The 20527-nt window shown below is 50.5% G+C and carries 21 protein-coding genes and 2 other annotated features; all 21 genes read right to left on the minus strand.

All coding sequences use genetic code 11. The annotated features are described in order from the left end of the window. Positions 1 to 33 precede the first annotated feature (33 nt). The gene (gene rpsG, locus EVJ20_RS14295; RefSeq protein WP_016508928.1) at positions 34 to 501 is read right to left on the minus strand and encodes a 30S ribosomal protein S7; all 468 of its coding nucleotides are present in this window, start codon (positions 499 to 501) and stop codon (positions 34 to 36) included. A gap of 45 nt (positions 502 to 546) precedes the next feature. Next, complete coding sequence (rpsL, locus tag EVJ20_RS14300) at positions 547 to 969, minus strand: 30S ribosomal protein S12 (RefSeq protein ID WP_012727683.1); 423 nt, start codon at positions 967 to 969, stop codon at positions 547 to 549. Positions 970 to 1257: 288 nt separating this feature from the next. Next, complete coding sequence (gene rpoC / locus EVJ20_RS14305) at positions 1258 to 4857, minus strand: DNA-directed RNA polymerase subunit beta' (RefSeq protein ID WP_070329248.1); 3600 nt, start codon at positions 4855 to 4857, stop codon at positions 1258 to 1260. 22 nt (positions 4858 to 4879) lie between these two features. Continuing rightward, a complete protein-coding gene (gene rpoB, locus EVJ20_RS14310) occupies positions 4880 to 8428 on the minus strand; it encodes a DNA-directed RNA polymerase subunit beta (RefSeq protein WP_131508718.1) in 3549 nt (1182 codons plus the stop codon). Positions 8429 to 8621: 193 nt separating this feature from the next. Continuing rightward, positions 8622 to 9218: a class I SAM-dependent methyltransferase gene (locus EVJ20_RS14315; protein WP_131441633.1), complete on the minus strand. Its 597-nt coding sequence runs from the start codon at positions 9216 to 9218 to the stop codon at positions 8622 to 8624. An 85-nt stretch (positions 9219 to 9303) separates the two neighbouring features. Beyond that, on the minus strand, positions 9304 to 9669 hold the full coding sequence (rplL, locus tag EVJ20_RS14320) for a 50S ribosomal protein L7/L12 (protein ID WP_070329250.1): 366 nt from the start codon (positions 9667 to 9669) through the stop codon (positions 9304 to 9306). 55 nt (positions 9670 to 9724) lie between these two features. Continuing rightward, the gene (gene rplJ / locus EVJ20_RS14325; protein ID WP_070329251.1) at positions 9725 to 10231 is read right to left on the minus strand and encodes a 50S ribosomal protein L10; all 507 of its coding nucleotides are present in this window, start codon (positions 10229 to 10231) and stop codon (positions 9725 to 9727) included. 45 nt (positions 10232 to 10276) lie between these two features. Continuing rightward, positions 10277 to 10430: a sequence feature (ribosomal protein L10 leader region), on the minus strand. A 59-nt stretch (positions 10431 to 10489) separates the two neighbouring features. Beyond that, positions 10490 to 11176, minus strand: a complete 687-nt coding sequence (rplA, locus tag EVJ20_RS14330) for a 50S ribosomal protein L1 (protein ID WP_083274148.1) — start codon at positions 11174 to 11176, stop codon at positions 10490 to 10492. Positions 11177 to 11274: 98 nt separating this feature from the next. Further along, a complete protein-coding gene (gene rplK, locus EVJ20_RS14335) occupies positions 11275 to 11700 on the minus strand; it encodes a 50S ribosomal protein L11 (RefSeq protein WP_070329252.1) in 426 nt (141 codons plus the stop codon). Between the two features lie 148 nt (positions 11701 to 11848). Then, positions 11849 to 12400 (minus strand): transcription termination/antitermination protein NusG, encoded by a 552-nt coding sequence (gene nusG / locus EVJ20_RS14340; RefSeq protein ID WP_016508920.1) that lies wholly within the window; start codon positions 12398 to 12400, stop codon positions 11849 to 11851. Positions 12401 to 12417: 17 nt separating this feature from the next. After that, a complete protein-coding gene (secE, locus tag EVJ20_RS14345; RefSeq protein WP_012727692.1) occupies positions 12418 to 12588 on the minus strand; it encodes a preprotein translocase subunit SecE in 171 nt (56 codons plus the stop codon). Positions 12589 to 12622: 34 nt separating this feature from the next. Further along, positions 12623 to 12769: a 50S ribosomal protein L33 gene (gene rpmG, locus EVJ20_RS14350; RefSeq protein WP_083274150.1), complete on the minus strand. Its 147-nt coding sequence runs from the start codon at positions 12767 to 12769 to the stop codon at positions 12623 to 12625. A gap of 127 nt (positions 12770 to 12896) precedes the next feature. Continuing rightward, positions 12897 to 13538, minus strand: a complete 642-nt coding sequence (gene sigH, locus EVJ20_RS14355) for an RNA polymerase sporulation sigma factor SigH (protein ID WP_131508708.1) — start codon at positions 13536 to 13538, stop codon at positions 12897 to 12899. Positions 13539 to 13741: 203 nt separating this feature from the next. Further along, positions 13742 to 14290, minus strand: a complete 549-nt coding sequence (locus tag EVJ20_RS14360) for a YacP-like NYN domain-containing protein (protein ID WP_070329254.1) — start codon at positions 14288 to 14290, stop codon at positions 13742 to 13744. After that, positions 14287 to 15024, minus strand: coding sequence for a 23S rRNA (guanosine(2251)-2'-O)-methyltransferase RlmB (rlmB, locus tag EVJ20_RS14365; protein WP_035386115.1), 738 nt, complete (start codon positions 15022 to 15024; stop codon positions 14287 to 14289). The genes EVJ20_RS14360 and rlmB overlap by 4 nt, the downstream gene beginning before the upstream one ends. A gap of 121 nt (positions 15025 to 15145) precedes the next feature. Beyond that, entirely contained in the window at positions 15146 to 15550 is a 405-nt protein-coding gene (locus EVJ20_RS14370) for a Mini-ribonuclease 3 (RefSeq protein ID WP_035386102.1), read from the minus strand. Continuing rightward, a complete protein-coding gene (gene cysS, locus EVJ20_RS14375) occupies positions 15547 to 16944 on the minus strand; it encodes a cysteine--tRNA ligase (RefSeq protein WP_071398667.1) in 1398 nt (465 codons plus the stop codon). The genes EVJ20_RS14370 and cysS overlap by 4 nt, the downstream gene beginning before the upstream one ends. After that, positions 16913 to 17602 (minus strand): serine O-acetyltransferase, encoded by a 690-nt coding sequence (cysE, locus tag EVJ20_RS14380; RefSeq protein WP_131508710.1) that lies wholly within the window; start codon positions 17600 to 17602, stop codon positions 16913 to 16915. Before cysE ends, cysS begins: the two co-directional genes overlap by 32 nt. Before the next feature lie 49 nt (positions 17603 to 17651). Beyond that, positions 17652 to 17855 (minus strand) — a binding site (T-box leader). Continuing rightward, positions 17852 to 19309 carry a glutamate--tRNA ligase gene (gene gltX, locus EVJ20_RS14385; RefSeq protein ID WP_201740029.1) on the minus strand — a complete coding sequence of 486 codons (1458 nt, stop codon included), beginning with the start codon at positions 19307 to 19309 and terminating at the stop codon, positions 17852 to 17854. (Overlaps the previous feature by 4 nt.) A gap of 45 nt (positions 19310 to 19354) precedes the next feature. Then, entirely contained in the window at positions 19355 to 19828 is a 474-nt protein-coding gene (ispF, locus tag EVJ20_RS14390) for a 2-C-methyl-D-erythritol 2,4-cyclodiphosphate synthase (RefSeq protein ID WP_070329258.1), read from the minus strand. Next, a complete protein-coding gene (gene ispD / locus EVJ20_RS14395) occupies positions 19825 to 20505 on the minus strand; it encodes a 2-C-methyl-D-erythritol 4-phosphate cytidylyltransferase (RefSeq protein WP_201740030.1) in 681 nt (226 codons plus the stop codon). The genes ispF and ispD overlap by 4 nt, the downstream gene beginning before the upstream one ends. Positions 20506 to 20527 lie beyond the last annotated feature (22 nt).

Genomic DNA, 20527 nt, shown 5'->3' on the forward strand with positions numbered 1-20527 from the left:
GCTTGGTGACGTGGAGTGGTCTTTACGTTTAACTTACCAACGATAGTGAGCAAACGCTTTGTTCGCTTCTGCCATCTTATGCATGTCTTCGCGTCTCTTAACAGAAGCACCAGTGTTATTGGCTGCATCCATGATTTCATTCGCGATACGTTGCTCCATCGTCTTCTCGTTGCGGAGACGAGCGTAGTTCACGAGGTAACGAAGACCAAGTGTCGTACGGCGTTCTGGACGAACTTCAACAGGAACTTGGTAGTTTGCTCCACCTACACGGCGAGCTTTAACTTCAAGTACAGGCATGATGTTTGTCATTGCTTCTTCGAACACTTCCATAGGCTCTTTGCCTGAGCGTTCAGCGATGAGACCAAATGCGTTGTAAATGATAGTTTGAGCTGTACCTTTTTTACCGTCTAACATGACACGGTTAATGAGGCGAGTTACCAATTTCGAGTTGTAGATCGGATCTGCGATAACGTCACGACGTTCTGCACGGTTTTTACGCATCCGAGTACCCTCCTTTCAAAATTTCAGTAGTTTAGTTTGCGAGAATTACTTCTTCGCAGCTTTCGGACGTTTCGTACCGTATTTAGAACGGCCTTGCATACGTCCGTCCACACCTGCAGTGTCAAGTGCACCACGAACGATGTGGTAACGTACTCCTGGTAAGTCTTTTACACGTCCTCCGCGGATAAGAACAACGCTGTGCTCTTGAAGGTTGTGGCCAATACCTGGAATGTACGCAGTCACTTCGATTTGGTTAGTCAAACGAACACGGGCATACTTACGTAAAGCCGAGTTCGGTTTCTTCGGAGTCATTGTACCAACACGTGTACAAACACCACGTTTTTGTGGTGAGCTCACGTTTGTTTGTGACTTGATGAAACTGTTGTAACCTTTGTTAAGTGCTGGAGAGTCAGATTTAACGACTTTCGATTTGCGTCCTTTACGGACTAACTGGTTGATAGTAGGCATCTTTGAAGATCCTCCCTTCCTGAATTATGCTATTTTCTAGACCCACCGACCCGGGTGGTTCATTTAAGGTCATAACGAAACGCTTTTACGAGGCGTAGGCATTCCATGACCTCGCAAAAACGTGAGTTATACCTTGAAAGTGGCAATAATAGCAGCCAAACCTTTCCGTAGAAAGATCGGTTAACGTCCAAGTAGCTTGCCGACTGCTGGACACCATTGTCATCGACAACAACCGATTGGCGGCACTAAATCATAGTAGCACCGCCAAAGAGTGCTGTCAAGACGTTTTTACTCGACGTTCGCGTCTTCGAGGACGGCTTTCGACGCATCTTCTTTAAGTTTAACGTCACGGTATACCGGCATTCCTGTACCAGCTGGCACGAGTTTACCGATGATGACGTTCTCTTTGAGTCCGAGAAGATAGTCGCGCTTGCCTTTGATGGCAGCGTCTGTCAACACGCGAGTCGTTTCTTGGAACGAAGCGGCCGAGAGGAACGAATCTGTCTCAAGCGACGCTTTCGTGATTCCGAGAAGGACCGGTTTCGCCGTTGCTGGGCTCTTACCTACGCGAAGTACATCTTTACACGCTTCTTTGAAGACGCCGATGTCGACGAGTGAACCAGGGAGAAGTGGCGTGTCACCTGACTCGATGACTTTGACGCGACGAAGCATTTGGCGAACCATGACTTCGACGTGTTTGTCGCCGATTTCTACCCCTTGCATCCGGTATACTTTTTGAACTTCTTGAAGAAGATAGTTTTGGACACCAGACACACCACGGACGGTGAGCAATTCTTTCGGATCGATCGAACCTTCCGTGAAGACTTCCCCGGCATCTACCGTGTCGCCGATTTGAACGCGTAAACGCGCTCCGAACGGAATCGTGTACGTACGAGTCTCACTGAGTCCTTCGACCGTGAGTTCCCGCTTGTCACGCGACTCGGTAAAGTCGATGACCGTACCAGGAATTTCCGAGATGACCGCTTGCCCTTTCGGGTTACGAGCCTCGAATACCTCTTGGATACGTGGAAGACCTTGCGTGATATCATCTCCGGCTACCCCACCTGTGTGGAAGGTACGCATTGTAAGCTGCGTTCCTGGCTCACCGATTGATTGCGCGGCGATGATTCCGACTGCTTCGCCAACTTCAACGTTCGAGCCGGTCGCCAAGTTGCGGCCGTAGCACTTCTTACATACGCCGTGTGACGTGTTACATGTGAAGGCTGTACGGATTTCAACTCGTTCGATACCAGCGTCGACGATGTCGCGGGCGATATCTTCTGTGATCAATTGGTTCTTCTCAATCATGACTTCACCCGTTTCCGGATGTGCCACTGTCTCGAACGCTGTACGGCCGACGAGGCGGTCATACAAGTTTTCGATTTCTTCCGTGCCTTCGCGGAGAGCGGCAACGCGGATTCCGCGGTCCGTTCCACAATCTTCTTCACGGATGATGACATCTTGGGCAACGTCGACGAGACGACGCGTCAAGTAACCTGAGTCAGCCGTTTTAAGGGCTGTATCGGCAAGACCTTTACGCGCACCGTGCGTCGAGATGAAGTATTCTTGAACCGTCAGTCCCTCACGGAACGACGATTTGATTGGAAGTTCGATGATGCGGCCAGATGGAGCGGCCATCAAACCACGCATCCCTGCGAGCTGCGTGAAGTTGGACGCGTTACCACGGGCACCTGAGTCAGACATCATGAAGATCGGGTTCAAGCGGTTGAGGGATTTCATCAATCGCGATTGAATCTCGTCCTTCGCTTCGTTCCAAGAGCGTACAACGCGCTCGTAACGCTCATCTTCAGTGATGAGACCACGACGGAACGACTTCATGATTTGGTCGACTTGAGTTTGCGCTTCATCAAGAATTTCTTGTTTGTCCGGAAGAACGATGATATCGGCGATTCCGACCGTCACACCCGCTTTAGTCGAGTGTTTGAAGCCGAGATCTTTCATCCGGTCAAGCATGCGGCTCGTTTCAGTCGTTTCAAACTTCTGGAACACTTCCGCGATGACTTTACCAAGGAATCCTTTTTTGAACGGTTCGATGAGTGGACGTGCGGCAATTTCTTCCGCGACGTTGGCACCTTTTTCGATGAAGTACTTATCAGGCGTTGCTTCCTGCAAGTTTTCCATCGTCGGTTCGTTCAAGTATGGGAACGTGTTCGGCAAGATCTCGTTAAAGATCATCTTACCGACTGTCGTGATTAACATTTTCTCATTTTGCTCCGCTGTGAACGTCGGGTTGTTGAGCGTACGTGCTGGAAGGGCGACACGTGTATGCAAGTGGACGTATCCATTTTGATACGCGATGAGCGCTTCGTTGACGTTCGACAAAATTTTCCCTTGTCCGATGGCATCGTCGCGTTCAAGCGAGATGTAGTAGTTACCGAGGACCATATCCTGCGATGGTGTAACAACTGGTTTACCATCTTTCGGGTTCAAGATGTTCTGTGCAGCGAGCATGAGGAGACGAGCTTCTGCTTGCGCTTCGGCTGAAAGTGGTACGTGGACCGCCATTTGGTCACCATCAAAGTCGGCGTTGTAAGCCGTACATACGAGTGGGTGTAGACGAATCGCACGGCCCTCGACGAGAATCGGTTCGAAAGCTTGAATCCCTAGACGGTGAAGTGTAGGGGCACGGTTCAAGAGAACCGGATGCTCACGAATGACTTCTTCGAGGACGCCCCAGATTTCTGGTTGCATCTTCTCAATTTTGCGTTTGGCGTTCTTGATGTTCGACGCGATCCCGCGACCGACAAGTTCTTTCATCACGAACGGTTTGAAGAGTTCAAGGGCCATCTCTTTCGGGAGACCACATTGGAACATCTTCAAGTTTGGTCCAACGACGATAACCGAACGTCCTGAGTAGTCGACCCGTTTACCAAGAAGGTTTTGACGGAAACGACCTTGTTTCCCTTTCAACATATGTGAAAGCGACTTAAGTGGACGGTTACCTGGACCTGTTACCGGACGACCACGACGACCGTTGTCGATGAGGGCGTCAACCGCTTCTTGAAGCATACGCTTCTCGTTTTGCACGATGATGTTCGGCGCGCCGAGATCGAGCAAACGTTTGAGACGGTTGTTACGGTTGATGACTCGACGATATAAATCGTTCAAGTCAGAAGTCGCAAAGCGCCCACCGTCGAGCTGCACCATCGGGCGAAGCTCAGGTGGAATGACAGGAAGTACTTCGAGGATCATCCAATCTGGATCATTCCCCGACGTGAAGAACGCATCGAGCACTTCAAGACGTTTGATCGCACGTGTACGACGTTGGCCTTGAACTGTCTTCAATTCTTCGCGGAGTTCTCCGACTTCCTTCTCGAGTTGTACGTCTTGAAGGAGTGTCCGGATCGCTTCCGCACCCATGTCTGCTTTAAAGTCACTACCGTACTTCTCACGGTAGAGACGGAATTCTTTTTCCGAGAGAAGTTGTTTCTTCTCGAGCGGAGTGTCACCTGGTTCTGTCACGACGTACGACGCGAAGTAGATTACTTCTTCGAGCGCACGCGGTGACATATCGAGAACAAGCCCCATTCGGCTTGGAATCCCTTTGAAGTACCAGATGTGCGAAACCGGAGCCGCGAGCTCGATGTGGCCCATACGTTCGCGACGCACTTTCGCTTTCGTCACTTCAACGCCACAGCGGTCACAAATGACTCCTTTATATCGGATTCGTTTGTATTTCCCGCAGTAACATTCCCAGTCTTTCGTAGGACCGAAGATTCGTTCACAGAACAGTCCGTCCTTCTCTGGTTTGAGTGTACGATAGTTGATTGTTTCCGGCTTTTTGACTTCCCCGTAAGACCACGAACGGATCTTTTCGGGTGAAGCCAAGCCGATTTTCATATATTCAAATCGATTAACATCTACCAAGGGGCCGACCTCCCTTTTCGCCTTATTCCTCTTCCGTAACAGTCGGTTGAACGACTTGTTCTAACGCCGATGTTGCGTTCGGGATGTTGTCGTCATCTTCATCTTTCATTTCAACTTCTTCGTCGTCCACAGACATCATCTTGACTTCCATACCGAGCGCTTGAAGCTCTTTGATCAAGACGCGGAACGATTCAGGAACGCCCGCTTTCGGAACGCTCTCGCCTTTCACGATTGCTTCGTATGCTTTCACACGACCAACCGTGTCATCCGACTTGATTGTAAGGATTTCTTGGAGCGTGTAGGCTGCGCCGTACGCTTCAAGTGCCCAAACTTCCATCTCACCGAAGCGCTGTCCACCGAACTGTGCTTTACCACCGAGCGGTTGTTGCGTAACGAGCGAGTATGGTCCTGTCGAACGAGCGTGAAGTTTATCATCAACCATGTGCGCAAGTTTGATCATATACATGACACCGACCGAGACGCGGTTATCGAACGGTTCACCAGTACGACCGTCATAGAGACGAGTCTTGGCATCTTTGTCCATTCCAGCTTCTTCAATCGTTGCCCATACGTCTTCTTCACGTGCGCCATCGAATACAGGTGTCGCCACTTTGATGCCGAGCTTTTTAGCCGCCATTCCAAGGTGGAGTTCAAGTACCTGACCGATGTTCATCCGCGATGGTACACCGAGTGGGTTAAGCATGATGTCAATCGGTGTGCCGTCTGGCATGTATGGCATGTCTTCTTCAGGGAGGATCCGCGAGATAACACCTTTGTTACCGTGACGTCCCGCCATCTTATCCCCTTCGTGAATCTTACGTTTTTGAACGATGTAGACACGAACCATTTGGTTCACACCCGGTGAAAGTTCGTCGCCGTTCTCACGGTCGAACACCTTGACGTCCAAGATGATGCCGTCGCCGCCGTTTGGTACACGGAGTGACGTATCACGGACTTCACGGGCTTTCTCACCGAAGATCGCATGCAAGAGACGCTCTTCCGCCGTCAGTTCAGTTACACCTTTAGGCGTGACTTTCCCGACGAGGATATCGCCATCTTTCACTTCCGCACCAATGCGGATGATCCCACGATCGTCCAAGTTGCGAAGCGCGTCATCACCGACGTTCGGAATATCACGTGTGATTTCCTCAGGTCCGAGTTTCGTGTCTCGTGACTCTGACTCATACTCCTCGATGTGAATCGAAGTGTAGACGTCATCTTTCACGAGGCGCTCACTCATGATGATCGCATCCTCATAGTTGTAACCGTCCCAAGTCATGAAGGCGACAACGACGTTACGACCGAGCGCGAGCTCACCCATATCCATCGATGGACCATCAGCAAGGATTTCTCCTTTTTCGACTTGGTCACCAGCAGCGATGATCGGCTTTTGGTTATAGCACGTTCCTTGGTTCGAACGAACGTACTTTTGAAGTTTGTAGCGGTCAAGGTCACCTGAAACCGTTGTTCCGTTCACGTCAGACGTGCGGCGGACCAAGATTTCACGCGCTGTGACACGCTCGACGATACCTGGGTATTTCGCGATAATCGCGGCCCCAGAGTCTTTCGCTGACACGTACTCCATACCAGTACCGATAATCGGCGAGTCCGGTTGAAGGAGTGGTACAGCTTGACGTTGCATGTTCGCTCCCATGAGGGCACGGTTCGAGTCATCGTTCTCAAGGAACGGGATACATGCTGTTGCCGCAGAAACAACCTGTTTCGGCGAAACGTCCATGTAGTCGACTCGACTTGGCTCAACTGACAAGTTTTGTCCGCGGAAGCGGCAAAGGACTTGCTCGTTTGCAAAGTAACTGTCTTCAGTGAGCGGCATGTTCGCCTGGGCGACGACGTAGAGATCTTCTTCATCCGCCGTCATATATTGAATCTCGCTCGTGACGAGACCTGTTTCTGGGTCGACTCGGCGGTACGGTGTCTCAATGAAACCGTACTCGTTTACTTTCGCAAAAGATGAAAGCGAGTTGATGAGACCGATGTTCGGTCCTTCAGGTGTTTCGATTGGACACATCCGACCGTAGTGCGAATAGTGAACATCTCGAACTTCGAAGCCGGCACGCTCACGTGTCAAACCACCCGGTCCGAGCGCAGAGAGACGACGCTTATGCGTGAGCTCTGCGAGCGGGTTTGTTTGGTCCATGAACTGTGACAACTGCGAGCTACCGAAGAACTCTTTCAGCGATGCGATTACCGGGCGGATGTTAATCAGCGCCTGTGGTGTGATCGCATTTTGATCTTGAATCGACATCCGTTCTTTTACGACACGTTCCATACGAGAAAGACCGATACGGAATTGGTTTTGGAGAAGTTCTCCGACTGAACGAAGACGACGGTTTCCTAAGTGGTCGATGTCATCTGTTGTTCCGACTTCGTGAAGTAAGTTGAAGAAGTAGTTGATCGATGCAATGATATCCGCTGGTGTGACGTGCTTGATGCTACGGTCGATGTTGCCATTACCGATAATGTTCAAGACACGCTCTCCATCCGGGTCATCCGGTGAGATGACTTTAATCGATTGGAGACCAAACGGCTCACCTTCAGCAACGCCGCCAGTTGGCTCAGCGTCCATGTAACCGAGACCGTTTTCCAAATGTGGAAGGACGCGGTCTAAGTTGCGACGGTCGAGGATTGTTCCAGCTTCGGCGATCACTTCGCCTGTCTCTGGGTCAACGAGCGTCTCGGCCAATTTCTGACCGAAGAGACGGTTTTTAAGATGAAGTTTTTTGTTCATCTTATAACGACCAACGTTTGCGAGGTCGTAGCGTTTCGGGTCGAAGAAACGTGAGACGAGAAGTGATTTCGCGTTTTCAACCGTTGGTGGTTCACCAGGGCGGAGACGCTCGTAAATCTCGATCAACGCTTTCTCTGTCGACTCGGTATTATCTTTTTCAAGGGTGTTCCGAAGATATTCATCATCCCCGAGAAGGTCGATAATTTCTTGGTCCGTACCAAATCCGAGAGCACGCAACAACACCGTTACCGGGATTTTACGGGTACGGTCGATACGAACATAAACGATATCCTTAGCATCTGTCTCAAGTTCGAGCCATGCTCCACGGTTCGGGATGACTGTTGCACCGAAACCACGTTTACCGTTTTTATCGAGTTTAGAATTGTAATAGACGCTCGGCGAACGAACAAGCTGGGAAACGATGACGCGTTCTGCGCCGTTAATAATAAACGTTCCCGACTCTGTCATAATCGGGAAATCACCCATGAATACTTCTTGTTCTTTAAGCTCACCTGTCTCTTTGTTTTGCAGACGTACTTTCACGCGCAATGGCGCAGAATAAGTGACGTCGCGCTCCTTCGAGTCATCAATCGAATATTTCGGCTCGCTAAGCGAGTAATCGATGAACTCAAGCACGAGGTTTCCAGTGAAGTCGGAGATTGGCGAAATGTCGGTAAACATCTCTTTCAATCCTTCACGTAAGAACCACTCATAAGAAGCAGTTTGAATTTCAATCAAATTCGGAAGCTCTAATACCTCACTGATACGGGCAAAGCTTCTTCTCTGACGGTGACGACCGTACTGAACAAGTTGACCAGTCAACTGATTCACCTCTCAGACCCCCAATTCTCTATCGAATTTTTCGGGCGTAATAATCGAACATTGTCATTGAATGTCGCCCTTTTTCCGCGTCTAAAAAGCGGCAAACGCGGCAATTCAAGGCGAATTCCATTCCAATGGCATTTTATAATGTTAGCATATACGTTATAGCGAGTCAACAAGACTCAACCGTTTGTCAAGAGCGAATTGCCCGGAAAATAAAATAGCCTTTGTCTTTGGCAACCGTCTCGACCTGACCGAACACATCTTCAAGCAACTTCTTAGCAGAAGGCGCTCCTTGTTTCTTTTGAATGACGACGTAGAGTGCCCCGCCCATGACGAGATGCGCGTACGCATCTCTTAAAATCGTGTGAACCACTTGCTTCCCGGCCCGAATCGGCGGATTGGTCACGATAGCGGCAAATTGCTCGCCTCCGACTCCATCATATGCGTGGCTAAGCCGTGTTTCGATCGTCACCCCATTTTGGGCGGCGTTTTGCTCTGACAAGGCAAGCGCTCGTTCGTTCACGTCGACGAGAAGCGCTTCACGCCCAGAGGCGTCGGCAAGCGAGATCCCCATCGGACCGTAGCCGCAGCCTACATCTAAAATGCGACCTTCAACTTCCGGCACTTCAAATGACTCGATTAAGAGACGTGACCCAAAATCGACCGATCCTTTCGAGAACACGCCGCGGTCCGAGGTGAAGCGATACATCTTCCCTCGCAACTCATACGTCCACGTCTCAGGGGCACTTTTCGAACTCGGATCGTTCGTATAGTAATGATCTCCCATGCATTGAACCTCCTAACCCACTCTTCAAGGAAATAAAAGAAGCTCGCCATAGCGAGCTTCTATACGTTGTGAAGTAAAAGTTAGATTACTTAACTTCGACAGATGCGCCAGCTTCTTCAAGCTTAGCTTTAACTGCGTCTGCATCTTCTTTAGAAACGCCTTCTTTGACTGGAGCCGGAGTTCCGTCAACGAGTGCTTTTGCTTCTTTAAGACCGAGGCCAGTAAGTTCACGTACTGCTTTGATTACGTTGATCTTACCAGAACCTGCGCTTGTGAGGATTACGTCGAATTCAGTTTGCTCTTCAGCTACTGCTGCGCCTGCACCTGCTGCTGCTACTGGAGCTGCTGCTGATACGCCGAATTCTTCTTCGATTGTTTTTACGAGTTCGTTAAGTTCGAGAACCGTCATTGATTTGAGGTCTTCGATGAATTGCTCTTTGTTGAAAGCCATTATGGTTTTCCTCCTTTGATGTTGTAAAAAGTTTTTTTACGCTACGCGACAAAGATTAAGCAGACTGCTCTTCTTTTTGTTCTGCGATTGCGTTTGTTGCGATTGCGAGCCCGCGGATCGGAGCTTGAAGGACGCTGAGAAGCATCGAGAGAAGACCATCGCGTGATGGAAGTTCTGCAAGGGCTTTAACTTCTTCGAGTGAAGTTACTTTGCCTTCGATGATTCCGCCTTTAAGTTCGAGCGCTTTGTGCTCTTTTGAGAAGTCGTTCAAGATCTTCGCTGGAGCAATAACGTCTTCTTTCGAGAACGCGATTGCAGTAGGACCTGTGAAGACTTCATCGAGACCGTCATAACCAGACTGAGTCGCCGCGCGACGAAGGAGACCGTTTTTGTATACTTTGAACTCGATTCCAGCGTCACGAAGTGTTTTACGGAGTGTAGTCACTTCTTCAACTGTAAGTCCACGGTAGTCAACAACGATCGTTCCAACGCTTGCTTGCATTTTCTCAGCGATTTCATCAACGAGTACCGATTTCTGAGCTACGATTTTTTCGCTTGCCATGTTTGTGCACCTCCTAGTCAATTCTTATACCGGACGAGAGGCTGCTCTCCAAAAAGAAATCCCTCGTATGAAGACATACGAGGGCGTAATTGTTTGAAAGTAAACCTGTGACAACAGGCTCAAGTTCGAGCAAAGACACCTCGGAAGGGTTTACGGACCGATGTCCACCTTCTGTCTGCGGTAATCCAACATATTCGGTTGAACGTGTTTTACTTTAACAGCGGCATCACACGTTGTCAACAGTTTATTTCAAGTGAATTACTTGATGAAATCGGCAGTCGCGACACGGATACCAGGACCCATTGTCGAAGAAAGCGCGATGTTTTTGAGGTAAGTTCCTTTTGCAGTAGCAGGCTTAACTTTCATGAGTGTCTCGAGGATAGTCTCGATGTTCTCAGAGAGTTTTGTTGCTTCAAATGACTTCTTACCAACTGGTACGTGGATGTTACCGGCTTTATCAACACGGTACTCAACTTTACCAGCTTTGATGTCCGCGATTGCTTTCGCAACGTCGAACGTGACTGTGCCTGTTTTCGGGTTAGGCATGAGGCCTTTTGGTCCGAGAACGCGACCGAGTTTACCAACTTCACCCATCATGTCAGGTGTCGCAACGATAACATCGAAGTCGAACCATCCTTGTTGGATTTTAGTGATGTACTCAGCGTCGCCGACGAAGTCAGCGCCAGCCGCTTCAGCTTCTTTAACTTTTTCGCCTTTTGCAAAGACGAGAACTTTTTGTGTTTTACCAGTACCGTGTGGAAGTACAACGGCACCGCGGATTTGTTGGTCCGCTTTCTTCGGATCTACGCCGAGACGGACAGCAATTTCGATTGTTTCATCGAACTTAGCTGTTGCAGTTTTTTGAACGAGTTCAACCGCTTCTGCGAGGTCGTAAGACTTCGTGCGATCAACAAGCTTAGCTGCTTCTTGGTGTTTTTTACCCATGATTCTTTTCCTCCTTGTGGTTAGCGGAATTTCCTCCCACATAATGAAGGGATTGAAGGTGAGCAAAATATGCACCGACAATCCCAGAGACTAATAAATTAGTCTTCGATTACAATACCCATACTGCGCGCAGTACCTTCAACCATAAGCATCGCTGTTTCTACAGACGCTGCGTTAAGGTCAGGCATTTTAAGTTCAGCGATTTCGCGAACTTTATCACGCTTAACCGTTGCTACTTTCTTACGGTTCGGTTCTCCTGAACCGCTCTCGATACCAGCAGCTTTTTTCAAAAGAACTGCAGCTGGTGGAGTTTTCGTAATGAATGTAAACGAACGATCTTCGTATACCGTAATGACTACAGGAATAATCAATCCGGCTTGGTCTTGTGTACGAGCGTTGAACTCTTTACAGAATCCCATGATGTTAACACCTGCTTGACCAAGTGCTGGACCAACTGGTGGTGCTGGGTTAGCTTTACCAGCAGGGATTTGAAGTTTAACGAGTTTAGTAACTTTTTTCGCCACGAGACACACCTCCTTAAGTCTAAAATGTGGTTTCTTGGACGTTGTGCGCCCTCCCACTCAATCTATTAGGTCGAGTTTGTACTGAAATATAGCACAACATCAAACATTTCCGATTGTACCATCCGTTTCCGAGAATGGCAAGTGGGTTTTAGTTAATTTTCTGAACTTGTTCGAAATCAAGCTCAATTTTTGTTTCGCGGCCGAACATGTCGACGACGACTTTGAGCTTCTCTTTGTCAGTTTCGATCTCATCAATCGTACCTTCAAAGTTCTCGAACGCGCCTTCTTTGACACGAACGAGATCGCCAAGCTCATAGTTATAACGGTCTTTCTTCTCAATCAGACCCATCTGCGAAAGGACGTTCGTCACTTCATCAGGCTGGAGCGGGATCGGCTTGGCGCCGCCCCCGGTTGATCCGAGGAAGCCCGTTACGTTTGGCGTGTTACGAACAACATACCATGAATCGTCTGTCATAATCATCTCGACGAAGACATATCCAGGGAAGTTTTTCACTTCACGCTCTTTAATTTTCTTTTCGCCACTCTTCAACGTGACTTCTTCTTGCGTTGTTTCGGTCGGAACGAGGACGCGGAAAATTTTATCTTCCATGTTCATCGAACCGATTCGACGTTCTAGGTTTTCTTTGACATTGTTCTCAAAGCCAGAGTACGTCTGGACAACAAACCATTGTTTCTCCACGGCTTTCACCTCTTTCCTTAGTTAATCAATAGGTTGACGAGATAACTGACACCAGTATCTACGCCGAACACGAACAGGCCGATCACGACGACCGTCGCGATGACTGTGATGGTATATTTTGTGAGCTCTTTACGAGTCGGCCAACTCGTCTTCTTTAACTCTTTCCATACATCGCGCAAAAAGTTCATGGTAGCTTCCTCCTACGTTGAATGCCAATCTACGTTACTTTGATTCTCGATGTGTTGTGTGCGCATTGCAACGACGGCAGAACTTGTTCAGCTCGAGCCGCGTCTGCACATCATCTTTCTTGGTCGTCGAGTAAACTCTTGACCCGCAATCCGCGCACTCGAGACTTACTTTCTTTGCCATCCATAAGCGCCCCTTTCGACAGCTCCATATTAAAAAAGAGCGAAAAAAAAACGCCTCCTGTAAATGGCGTCTACGGACAAGGCGCTGCCTTAAAAGTATCACATAGGAGGCGTGCGGTCAATACGAGTTAACTCGTCAGCATTTTAACGTCAACATGCCGCTCGAATTTTTTCTTCACGCGCTGTAAGGCGTTATCGATCGACTTCACGTGACGGTCAAGGTCGTCAGAGATTTCTTGATACGAACGGCCATCTAAATAAAGGCGAAGCACTTTTCGTTCCAAGTCACTGAGGAGCTCATCCATCTTCTCTTCCATGAACAGTTGTTCTTCCCGCGTGACGAGCAAGTCTTGCGGGTCGTTCGGATGCGGGGGGATGATCACGTCGAGCAACGTCCGGTCAGACTCATCGTCAAAGATCGGCTTGTCGAGCGAGACGTATGAGTTGAGCGGAATATGCTTCTGACGCGTCGCCGTCTTAATCGCCGTGATCATCTGACGGGTGATACACATCTCGGCAAAACTCTTAAACGACGCGAGGCGTTCATCCCGATAGTCACGCACGCCTTTATACAGACCGATCATTCCCTCTTGGACGATATCCTCGTGGTCGGCGCCAATCAAAAAGTAAGACCGCGCCTTCGCCCGCACGAAGTAACGGTAACGTTCAATCAAAAACTCGAGCGCATCACTATCCCCTTCATTCCGCGCTAGAGAGACGAGCTCTTCGTCTGACATCGTTTCAAACTGCTCGTATGGCCATCCGTTCATGTTTCATACCCCCCGGCAATTGATAATGAACTATGTAAGTTAGTGTTCTTATTATAGGCGTCATACAAAACGACCGTCAAATAAATTTCAAAAAATTCCGTCAATTAGATATGGTGTAACTCATACAACTAATAGTATACAACATTTCTTTCCAAAAAAATGTCAAACTAAAAACAAAAAAACGAGTCCATTGTATGAACTCGTCAGTGAGAATCCTCACCGTTCGACTTACGGCGCCGCATTTCTTCAAAACGGGCCATGACGTCAGGCGGGATATCGATTGTTTTTCGATTGGACCGATCGCTCGCGAGCGTCTGACGCTCTTGCTCAATCGCCACTTTCGCTTGCTTCCAATCCTTTAATAGTTCGGTCGCCGGGACACGGAGGGCACCTTGACCGAAGATGACCCATTGCTCGGTAAAATCGTTTGTGGCGACGAATAACGTCACTAAACGATCGTCCACGAGTTCATGGGCCCGCCGTTCGATCCACTCATCCGCCGTTTCGTTCTCCTTCGTATAGACGACCTCGACCCGGCTCCGCTTCTGGATCGATTCGCGCCCATAGCGCATGTGGGCATCAAAGACGACCGTCACCATGCGGCCTGTGGCGGCCTGATACTCGGCCATCGCTTCAATCAAGTCATTTCGAGCTTGATCGAAGTCGATGTCTCGCAGTTTTCGAAGATGCGGCCACGCCCCAATGATGTTATAGCCATCGACGAGGAGTAATTCTCGCTTTTTCAGGCTCATGATAACGGATTACGAGAGCGATGCACCTCATACAGAAGAAGTGCGGCCGCGACCGAAGCGTTGAGCGACGTGACATGACCGACCATCGGCATATGGACGAGGAAGTCACACGCCTCGCGCACGAGACGGCCCATCCCTTTCCCTTCGCTGCCGATTACGACGACGAGTGGCATGTTTCCATCGAGCCGACGATAGTCTTGACTCTCACTCGCGTCAGTTCCGACGATCCACATCCCTTTTTCTTTCAATTCTTCGAGCGTCCGCGTCAAGTTCGTGACACGCGCGACCGGGATATATTCAATCGCTCCAGTCGAGGCTTTCGCGACGGTTTGCGTCAAGCCGACCGAGCGCCGTTTCGGAATGATGACTCCATGGGCGCCGACCGCGTCAGCTGTCCGTAAAATCGATCCCAAGTTGTGCGGGTCCTCTAGCTCATCGAGCAAAATAAAGAGCGGTGTCTCCCCTTTAGACTCGGCAAGCGCGAACATATCGTCAAGCGTCTTATACTCGTAAGCCGCAACGGCCGCGACGACGCCTTGATGGTGTTCACTGCCCGCCATCTTTTCAAGCTTCGTCTTCGGGACGAACGAGATCTGTACCGAGGCCTCATTGGCCATGCCGATAATTTGGGCGAGCGGCCCTTTGTGCTGCCCTTCCATGATAAAGACTTTATTCATATCCCGTCCGCTCCGAAGCGCCTCGATTACTGGATTACGTCCATATAAGAAATCGATGCCTTCTTCAAGGACGTCAACTTCTTGATAGTCCGGGCGCTCTGGCTTTTGACGGTGCGGACGGTCGCCCCGTTCGCCTCTTGGACGGTCAAACGAACGCTTGTCGTTCGCTCGTCCTCCGTCATGTCGTTTCGGGTTGCTCGGTTTCGAGCCATGTGAGTGCCTGTTCGATGAGTTCTTCAAGACGATCCCTTCTTTCTATTAGATATGTGTAGCCGATCAATGCCTCAAAAGCTGTCGAGTAGCGGTATGTGTGGACGTCGGTGCGTTTCGGGATCGACCCTGATTTCGCATTTTTACCGCGCCGGACGATCGCTGTCTCATCCTCGCTCAAGATACCCGTCTCTAACCAGTGGGTGACGACGCTCGCTTGCGCGGTTGCGTTCACGTAACGAACGGCCCCACGATGGAGGTCGTTCGGTCGCGTCAACCCTTTGCCGAGCAGTCGTTTTCGTACCGCCATCTCATACACTGCGTCGCCCATATAAGCGAGGGCGAGCGCGTTTAGTTGATTCGCATTCGTCATGACCGTTTCCACCGTACGCCTTGCGCCGTATCTTCGAGCTGGATATTTTGTTGTTTCAACAAGTCACGGATCTCGTCGGCACGGGCAAAATTACGCTCTGCTCGGGCCGTATTCCGTTCGAGAATCAACTGATCGATCTCGGCGTCGAGTAGTTCTGTTTCCACTTCAATCGTCAACCCGAGCACGCCCGTCAATTCTTTGAACAAGTCGAGCACTTGCTCGAGCGTGTCTTTCGAGACATGGTCTGCTTTGGCGTAGATGTTTGCCTCTTTTGCTAAATCAAACAATACTGTCACGGCGTTCGCCGTGTTGATATCATCATCCATCGCTTCGATAAATGCTGCTTTCACCGTCGCAAGTTTTCGCTCCATCGCCTCGCTCGGTTCAACGAGACCGGCCGTGACCGACAGACGGTGTTCGACATTATGGTACGCTTCCTTGATCCGGTCCCATCCGTTCGCGGCCTGATTGATCAGCTCGCGGCTATAGTTGATCGGATGACGGTAGTGGACCGATAACATGAAGAAACGGAGCACCATCGCGTCGACTTCTTTTAACGCCTCGTGGACGAGCAGGAAATTCCCGAGTGATTTCGACATCTTCTCGTTCTCGATGTTGATGAAGCCGTTGTGGAGCCAGTAGTTCGCAAACTTCGTATGGTTGCACGCCTCAGACTGCGCAATCTCATTCTCGTGATGCGGGAATTTGAGGTCGTGCCCGCCTGCGTGAATGTCGATCGTTTTGCCGAGGTGCTTCTTCGCCATGGCCGAGCATTCGATATGCCAGCCGGGGCGTCCTTGTCCCCAAGGGCTGTCCCAAGCCGGTTCATCTGGTTTAGCCGCTTTCCAAAGCACGAAGTCGAGCGGGTCTTCCTTCTTCTCCCCGACGTCGACACGTGACCCGGCCCGAAGGTCTTCAATCGACTGTTGGCTGAGCTTGCCATACTCTTCAAACTTACGCGTCCGGAAATAGACATCGCCTTCTGACGCGTAGGCGTAGCCTTCATCCTCTAAGTTACGGATAAAGTCGATGATTTCCTCCATCGTGTCGGTGACACGTGGATGCACGTCCGCTGGCAAGACGTTCAACGCACCCGTATCCGCCAAATAAGCGTCGATATAGCGGTTCGTCAGCGTTCCGACATCTTCACCGAGCTCATTCGCCGTACGGATGATCTTATCATCCACATCGGTAAAGTTGAGGACGTACTTCACGTCGTAGCCTCGGTATGTCAAATAGCGCCGTACCGTGTCGAATGCGATGGCCGGACGGGCGTTTCCGACGTGAATATAATTATAGACGGTCGGTCCGCATACGTACATGGACACTTTCCCAGGAACGATTGGGTTGAACGGTTCTTTCTTATTCGTGAGGCTGTTGTAAAACTGAATCATGTGACTTCTCCTCCATCTGTTTCTCGAGTGATGCTAACTTACGTTCCAAATCAGCCACGGCGTTCTCTAACCGCTCTTGGCATTCACGATCCGGGTCCGGTAAGCGATGGTCGAGGTCGTGCTGTTTGACCCGCTCCCCGTTGCGGATGACGACACGTCCCGGGATTCCGACGACGGTCGAGTCTGACGGGACATCTTTTAAGACGACCGAACTGGCCCCGATTTTGACGCAATCGCCTATCGTGATATTACCGAGCACTTTCGCGCCGGCCGAAATGAGCACATCGTTCCCGATGGTCGGATGCCGCTTCCCTTTTTCTTTGCCGGTTCCGCCGAGCGTCACGCCTTGATAGATGGTGACGTTGTTGCCGATGATGGCCGTCTCCCCGATGACGATCCCGAATCCGTGGTCGATAAAGACACCTTCGCCGATGATGGCACCCGGATGAATCTCAATCCCGGTCACCCAGCGACTCGTCTGGGCAATCATTTTAGCCAATAGTTTAATATTGCGCGTCCACAACCCATGCGCGATCCGATGCGACCATAAGGCATGGAGGCCTGGATACGTCAATACGACTTCTGCTTTTGAGCGGGCAGCCGGATCGAGTTCGAGCACGTTCCGGATGTCGGCGCTCACACTTTTCCAAAATCCCATAATTGTTCTCCTTTTCCATATCAAAAACAAAGACGCCCCTGTGCCAAGGCACAGAGACGCCGTAAGCGCGGTTCCACTCTGTTTGGGAAAGTTCCCCTCTCAAGTCTCGTTAACGCCGAGTCGCGGTCCCGACTACATATCGCCGGAACGGCTCCGAGGTGCACTTCGACGGGGGACGCTTCTAGAACTTCCAGCCTAGGTTCTAGTCTCTGACAAGTGTCAACCCGCTTACTTTCCTCATCGTTGCCTTTAAGCTAATAATGTTGTGAGACGTGCCAACACACGCTCTTTGCCAATCAGCGCAATCGCGTTTGGAAGTTCTGGTCCATGTGTTTGTCCGGTCGTGGCGACACGGATTGGCATGAACAAGTTCTTTCCTTTTTGCCCAGTCGCTTTTTGAGTGGCCTTCGTAGCCGCCTTGATAGCTTCCGGTGTGAAGTCCTCGATCGCCTCGAGTTGCGTTTTAAACTCGGCGAGTACAGCCGGCACCGCTTCACCGGCAAGCACCGCGTTCGCCGCCTCGTCATACTCGACCTCGTCTTTAAAGAACAAGTCTGTCAACGGTACAATTTCGGCACCGTGTGTCATTTGTTCTTTATAAAGAGCGATGAGCGCTGTGGCCCAGTCCGCCTCTTCCATTGACAAGGCTTCAGGCAATCGTCCTGCTTCTTGTAAGAATGGTAAACTGAGTGCCACCACTTCGTCAAGCGAAGCCTGCTTCATGTAGACACTGTTGATCCAAGCGAGCTTATGCTGGTCGAATACGGCCGGACTCTTCGATAGACGGCCCGCATCGAACATGTCGATAAACGCTTCTTTCGTGAAGATTTCCTCTTCACCGACTGGAGACCAACCGAGAAGCGAGATGAAGTTGAAGAGCGCACCAGGGAGATATCCGAGGTCTGCATATTGTTCGATGAACTGGATGATCGACTCATCACGTTTCGAGAGCTTCTTATGGTTCTCGTTATAGATCAATGTCATGTGACCGAACGTCGGATACTCCCATCCGAGCGCATCGTATACCATCATCTGTTTCGGTGTGTTCGCGATATGGTCATCCCCGCGCAACACGTGGCTGATTTTCATCAAGTAGTCATCGACGACGACGGCAAAGTTGTACGTCGGGATCCCGTCTTGCTTGACGATGACCCAGTCTCCGAAGTCTTTCGACTCGAACGAAACGTCGCCTTTGACAACGTCTGTCCATTTGTACGTAACCTGTTCTGGCACTCGAATCCGAATCGACGGCTTCCGTCCTTCGGCTTCGAACGCCGAGCGCTCAGCGTCGCTCAAGTCGCGATGTGCTCCCGAGTAGCGTGGTGCTTCACCGCGTGCGATCTGTGCCTCGCGCTCCGCTTCGAGTTCTTCTGACGTCATGTAGCATTTATAAGCGAGCCCTTTGTCCATCAACTCGTTCACGTATTTGTTGTAGATGTCGAGTCGTTCCATTTGGAAATATGGACCGTAATCGCCATCGCGACCCGGACCTTCATCCCAGTCGATACCGAGCCATTCCAAGTACTTCATCTGACTTTCGACACCGTTCTCGACGTTTCGTTTTTGATCCGTGTCCTCAATCCGAAGAATCATTTTCCCGCCTGCGTGGCGAGCATATAAATAGTTAAATAGCGCGGTCCGGGCGTTCCCGATATGAAGGTGACCCGTCGGACTCGGCGCATAGCGTACACGCACTTCACTCATAATATTTCCACCTTTCTTCTCTTCTGCCCAAATAGTATACCACTTTTGTCAAGCACGGTTGAGCAAGATGACCGCCTGGGCGGCGATTCCTTCTTCACGCCCCGTGAAACCTAACCGTTCCGTCGTCGTCGCTTTCACGTTCACTTGGCTAATATCAGCTTCAAGCAGTTCGGCGATGACCGCGCGCATGTCATCGATATACGTCCGAAGCTTCGGTCGTTCCGCCATAACGGTCGCGTCCACGTTGCCGAGCACATACCCTTCTGCCTTGACGAGCTGCCATACGTGTTGAAGCAACACTTTCGAGTCTGCATCTTTAAAATCGGGATCCGTATCCGGGAAGTGTTTGCCGATATCCCCTGCCGCGATGGCACCGAGCGCCGCATCCGCGATGGTGTGAAGCAACACGTCGGCATCCGAGTGTCCAAGCAAACCGCGATCGTGTGGAATCTCGATCCCTCCTAATATAAGCGGACGTCCTTCTGCGAACGCATGTACATCAAAACCTTGTCCGATTCTCATCGATAGTCCTCCTTCGTCAAGATCGCTTCCCCGAACAATAAATCCTCGGGGGTCGTCATTTTTATGTTGTGATAGTCACCTGGAATGACGGTGACTTCTTTCCCTGACCACTCAAACAAGCTCGCATCATCGGTGCCGACGAATCGGGATGATTCCGCCTGATCATGAATCGCCCGGATATCAGCCACAGGAAACGCTTGCGGTGTCTGAGCGAGCCAAAGCGTCTCACGGGGAACAGTTTGCGTAATCGTCCCCGCGGTCACTTGTTTCACCGTATCTTTCACAGGAACGGCTAAAATGGCCCCTTTCGTCTGAGCCGCTTCCGCTACTTGATGCAACTGACTGATTCGAACGAACGGCCGGGCCCCGTCATGGATCAACACAACTCCGTCCGTGTCGATTGTCTGTAAACCGGCTCGAACGCTCTGTTGCCGTTCTTCTCCGCCTGCCACGTACGTAATCGGCGTCGGGACGTTACGTAACTCATGCGCGAACCAGGCCTCTTCTTCCGGACGAATCGCCAGAACAATCTGTTCACACCATGTGTCTCTCGCAAACGCCTCGACGGTCCAGACGATGATCGGTTTTCCTTGGAGCGACAACATCAACTTATTCTCATCGGCTCCCATGCGCTTGCCTTTCCCGGCAGCCGGGATGACGACCGTGTAACGTACCATCACGTTCACCTCTCTTCGTGAA

This window comes from Exiguobacterium sp. SH0S1, from assembly GCF_004337165.1.
Lineage (GTDB): Bacteria > Bacillota > Bacilli > Exiguobacteriales > Exiguobacteriaceae > Exiguobacterium > Exiguobacterium aurantiacum_A.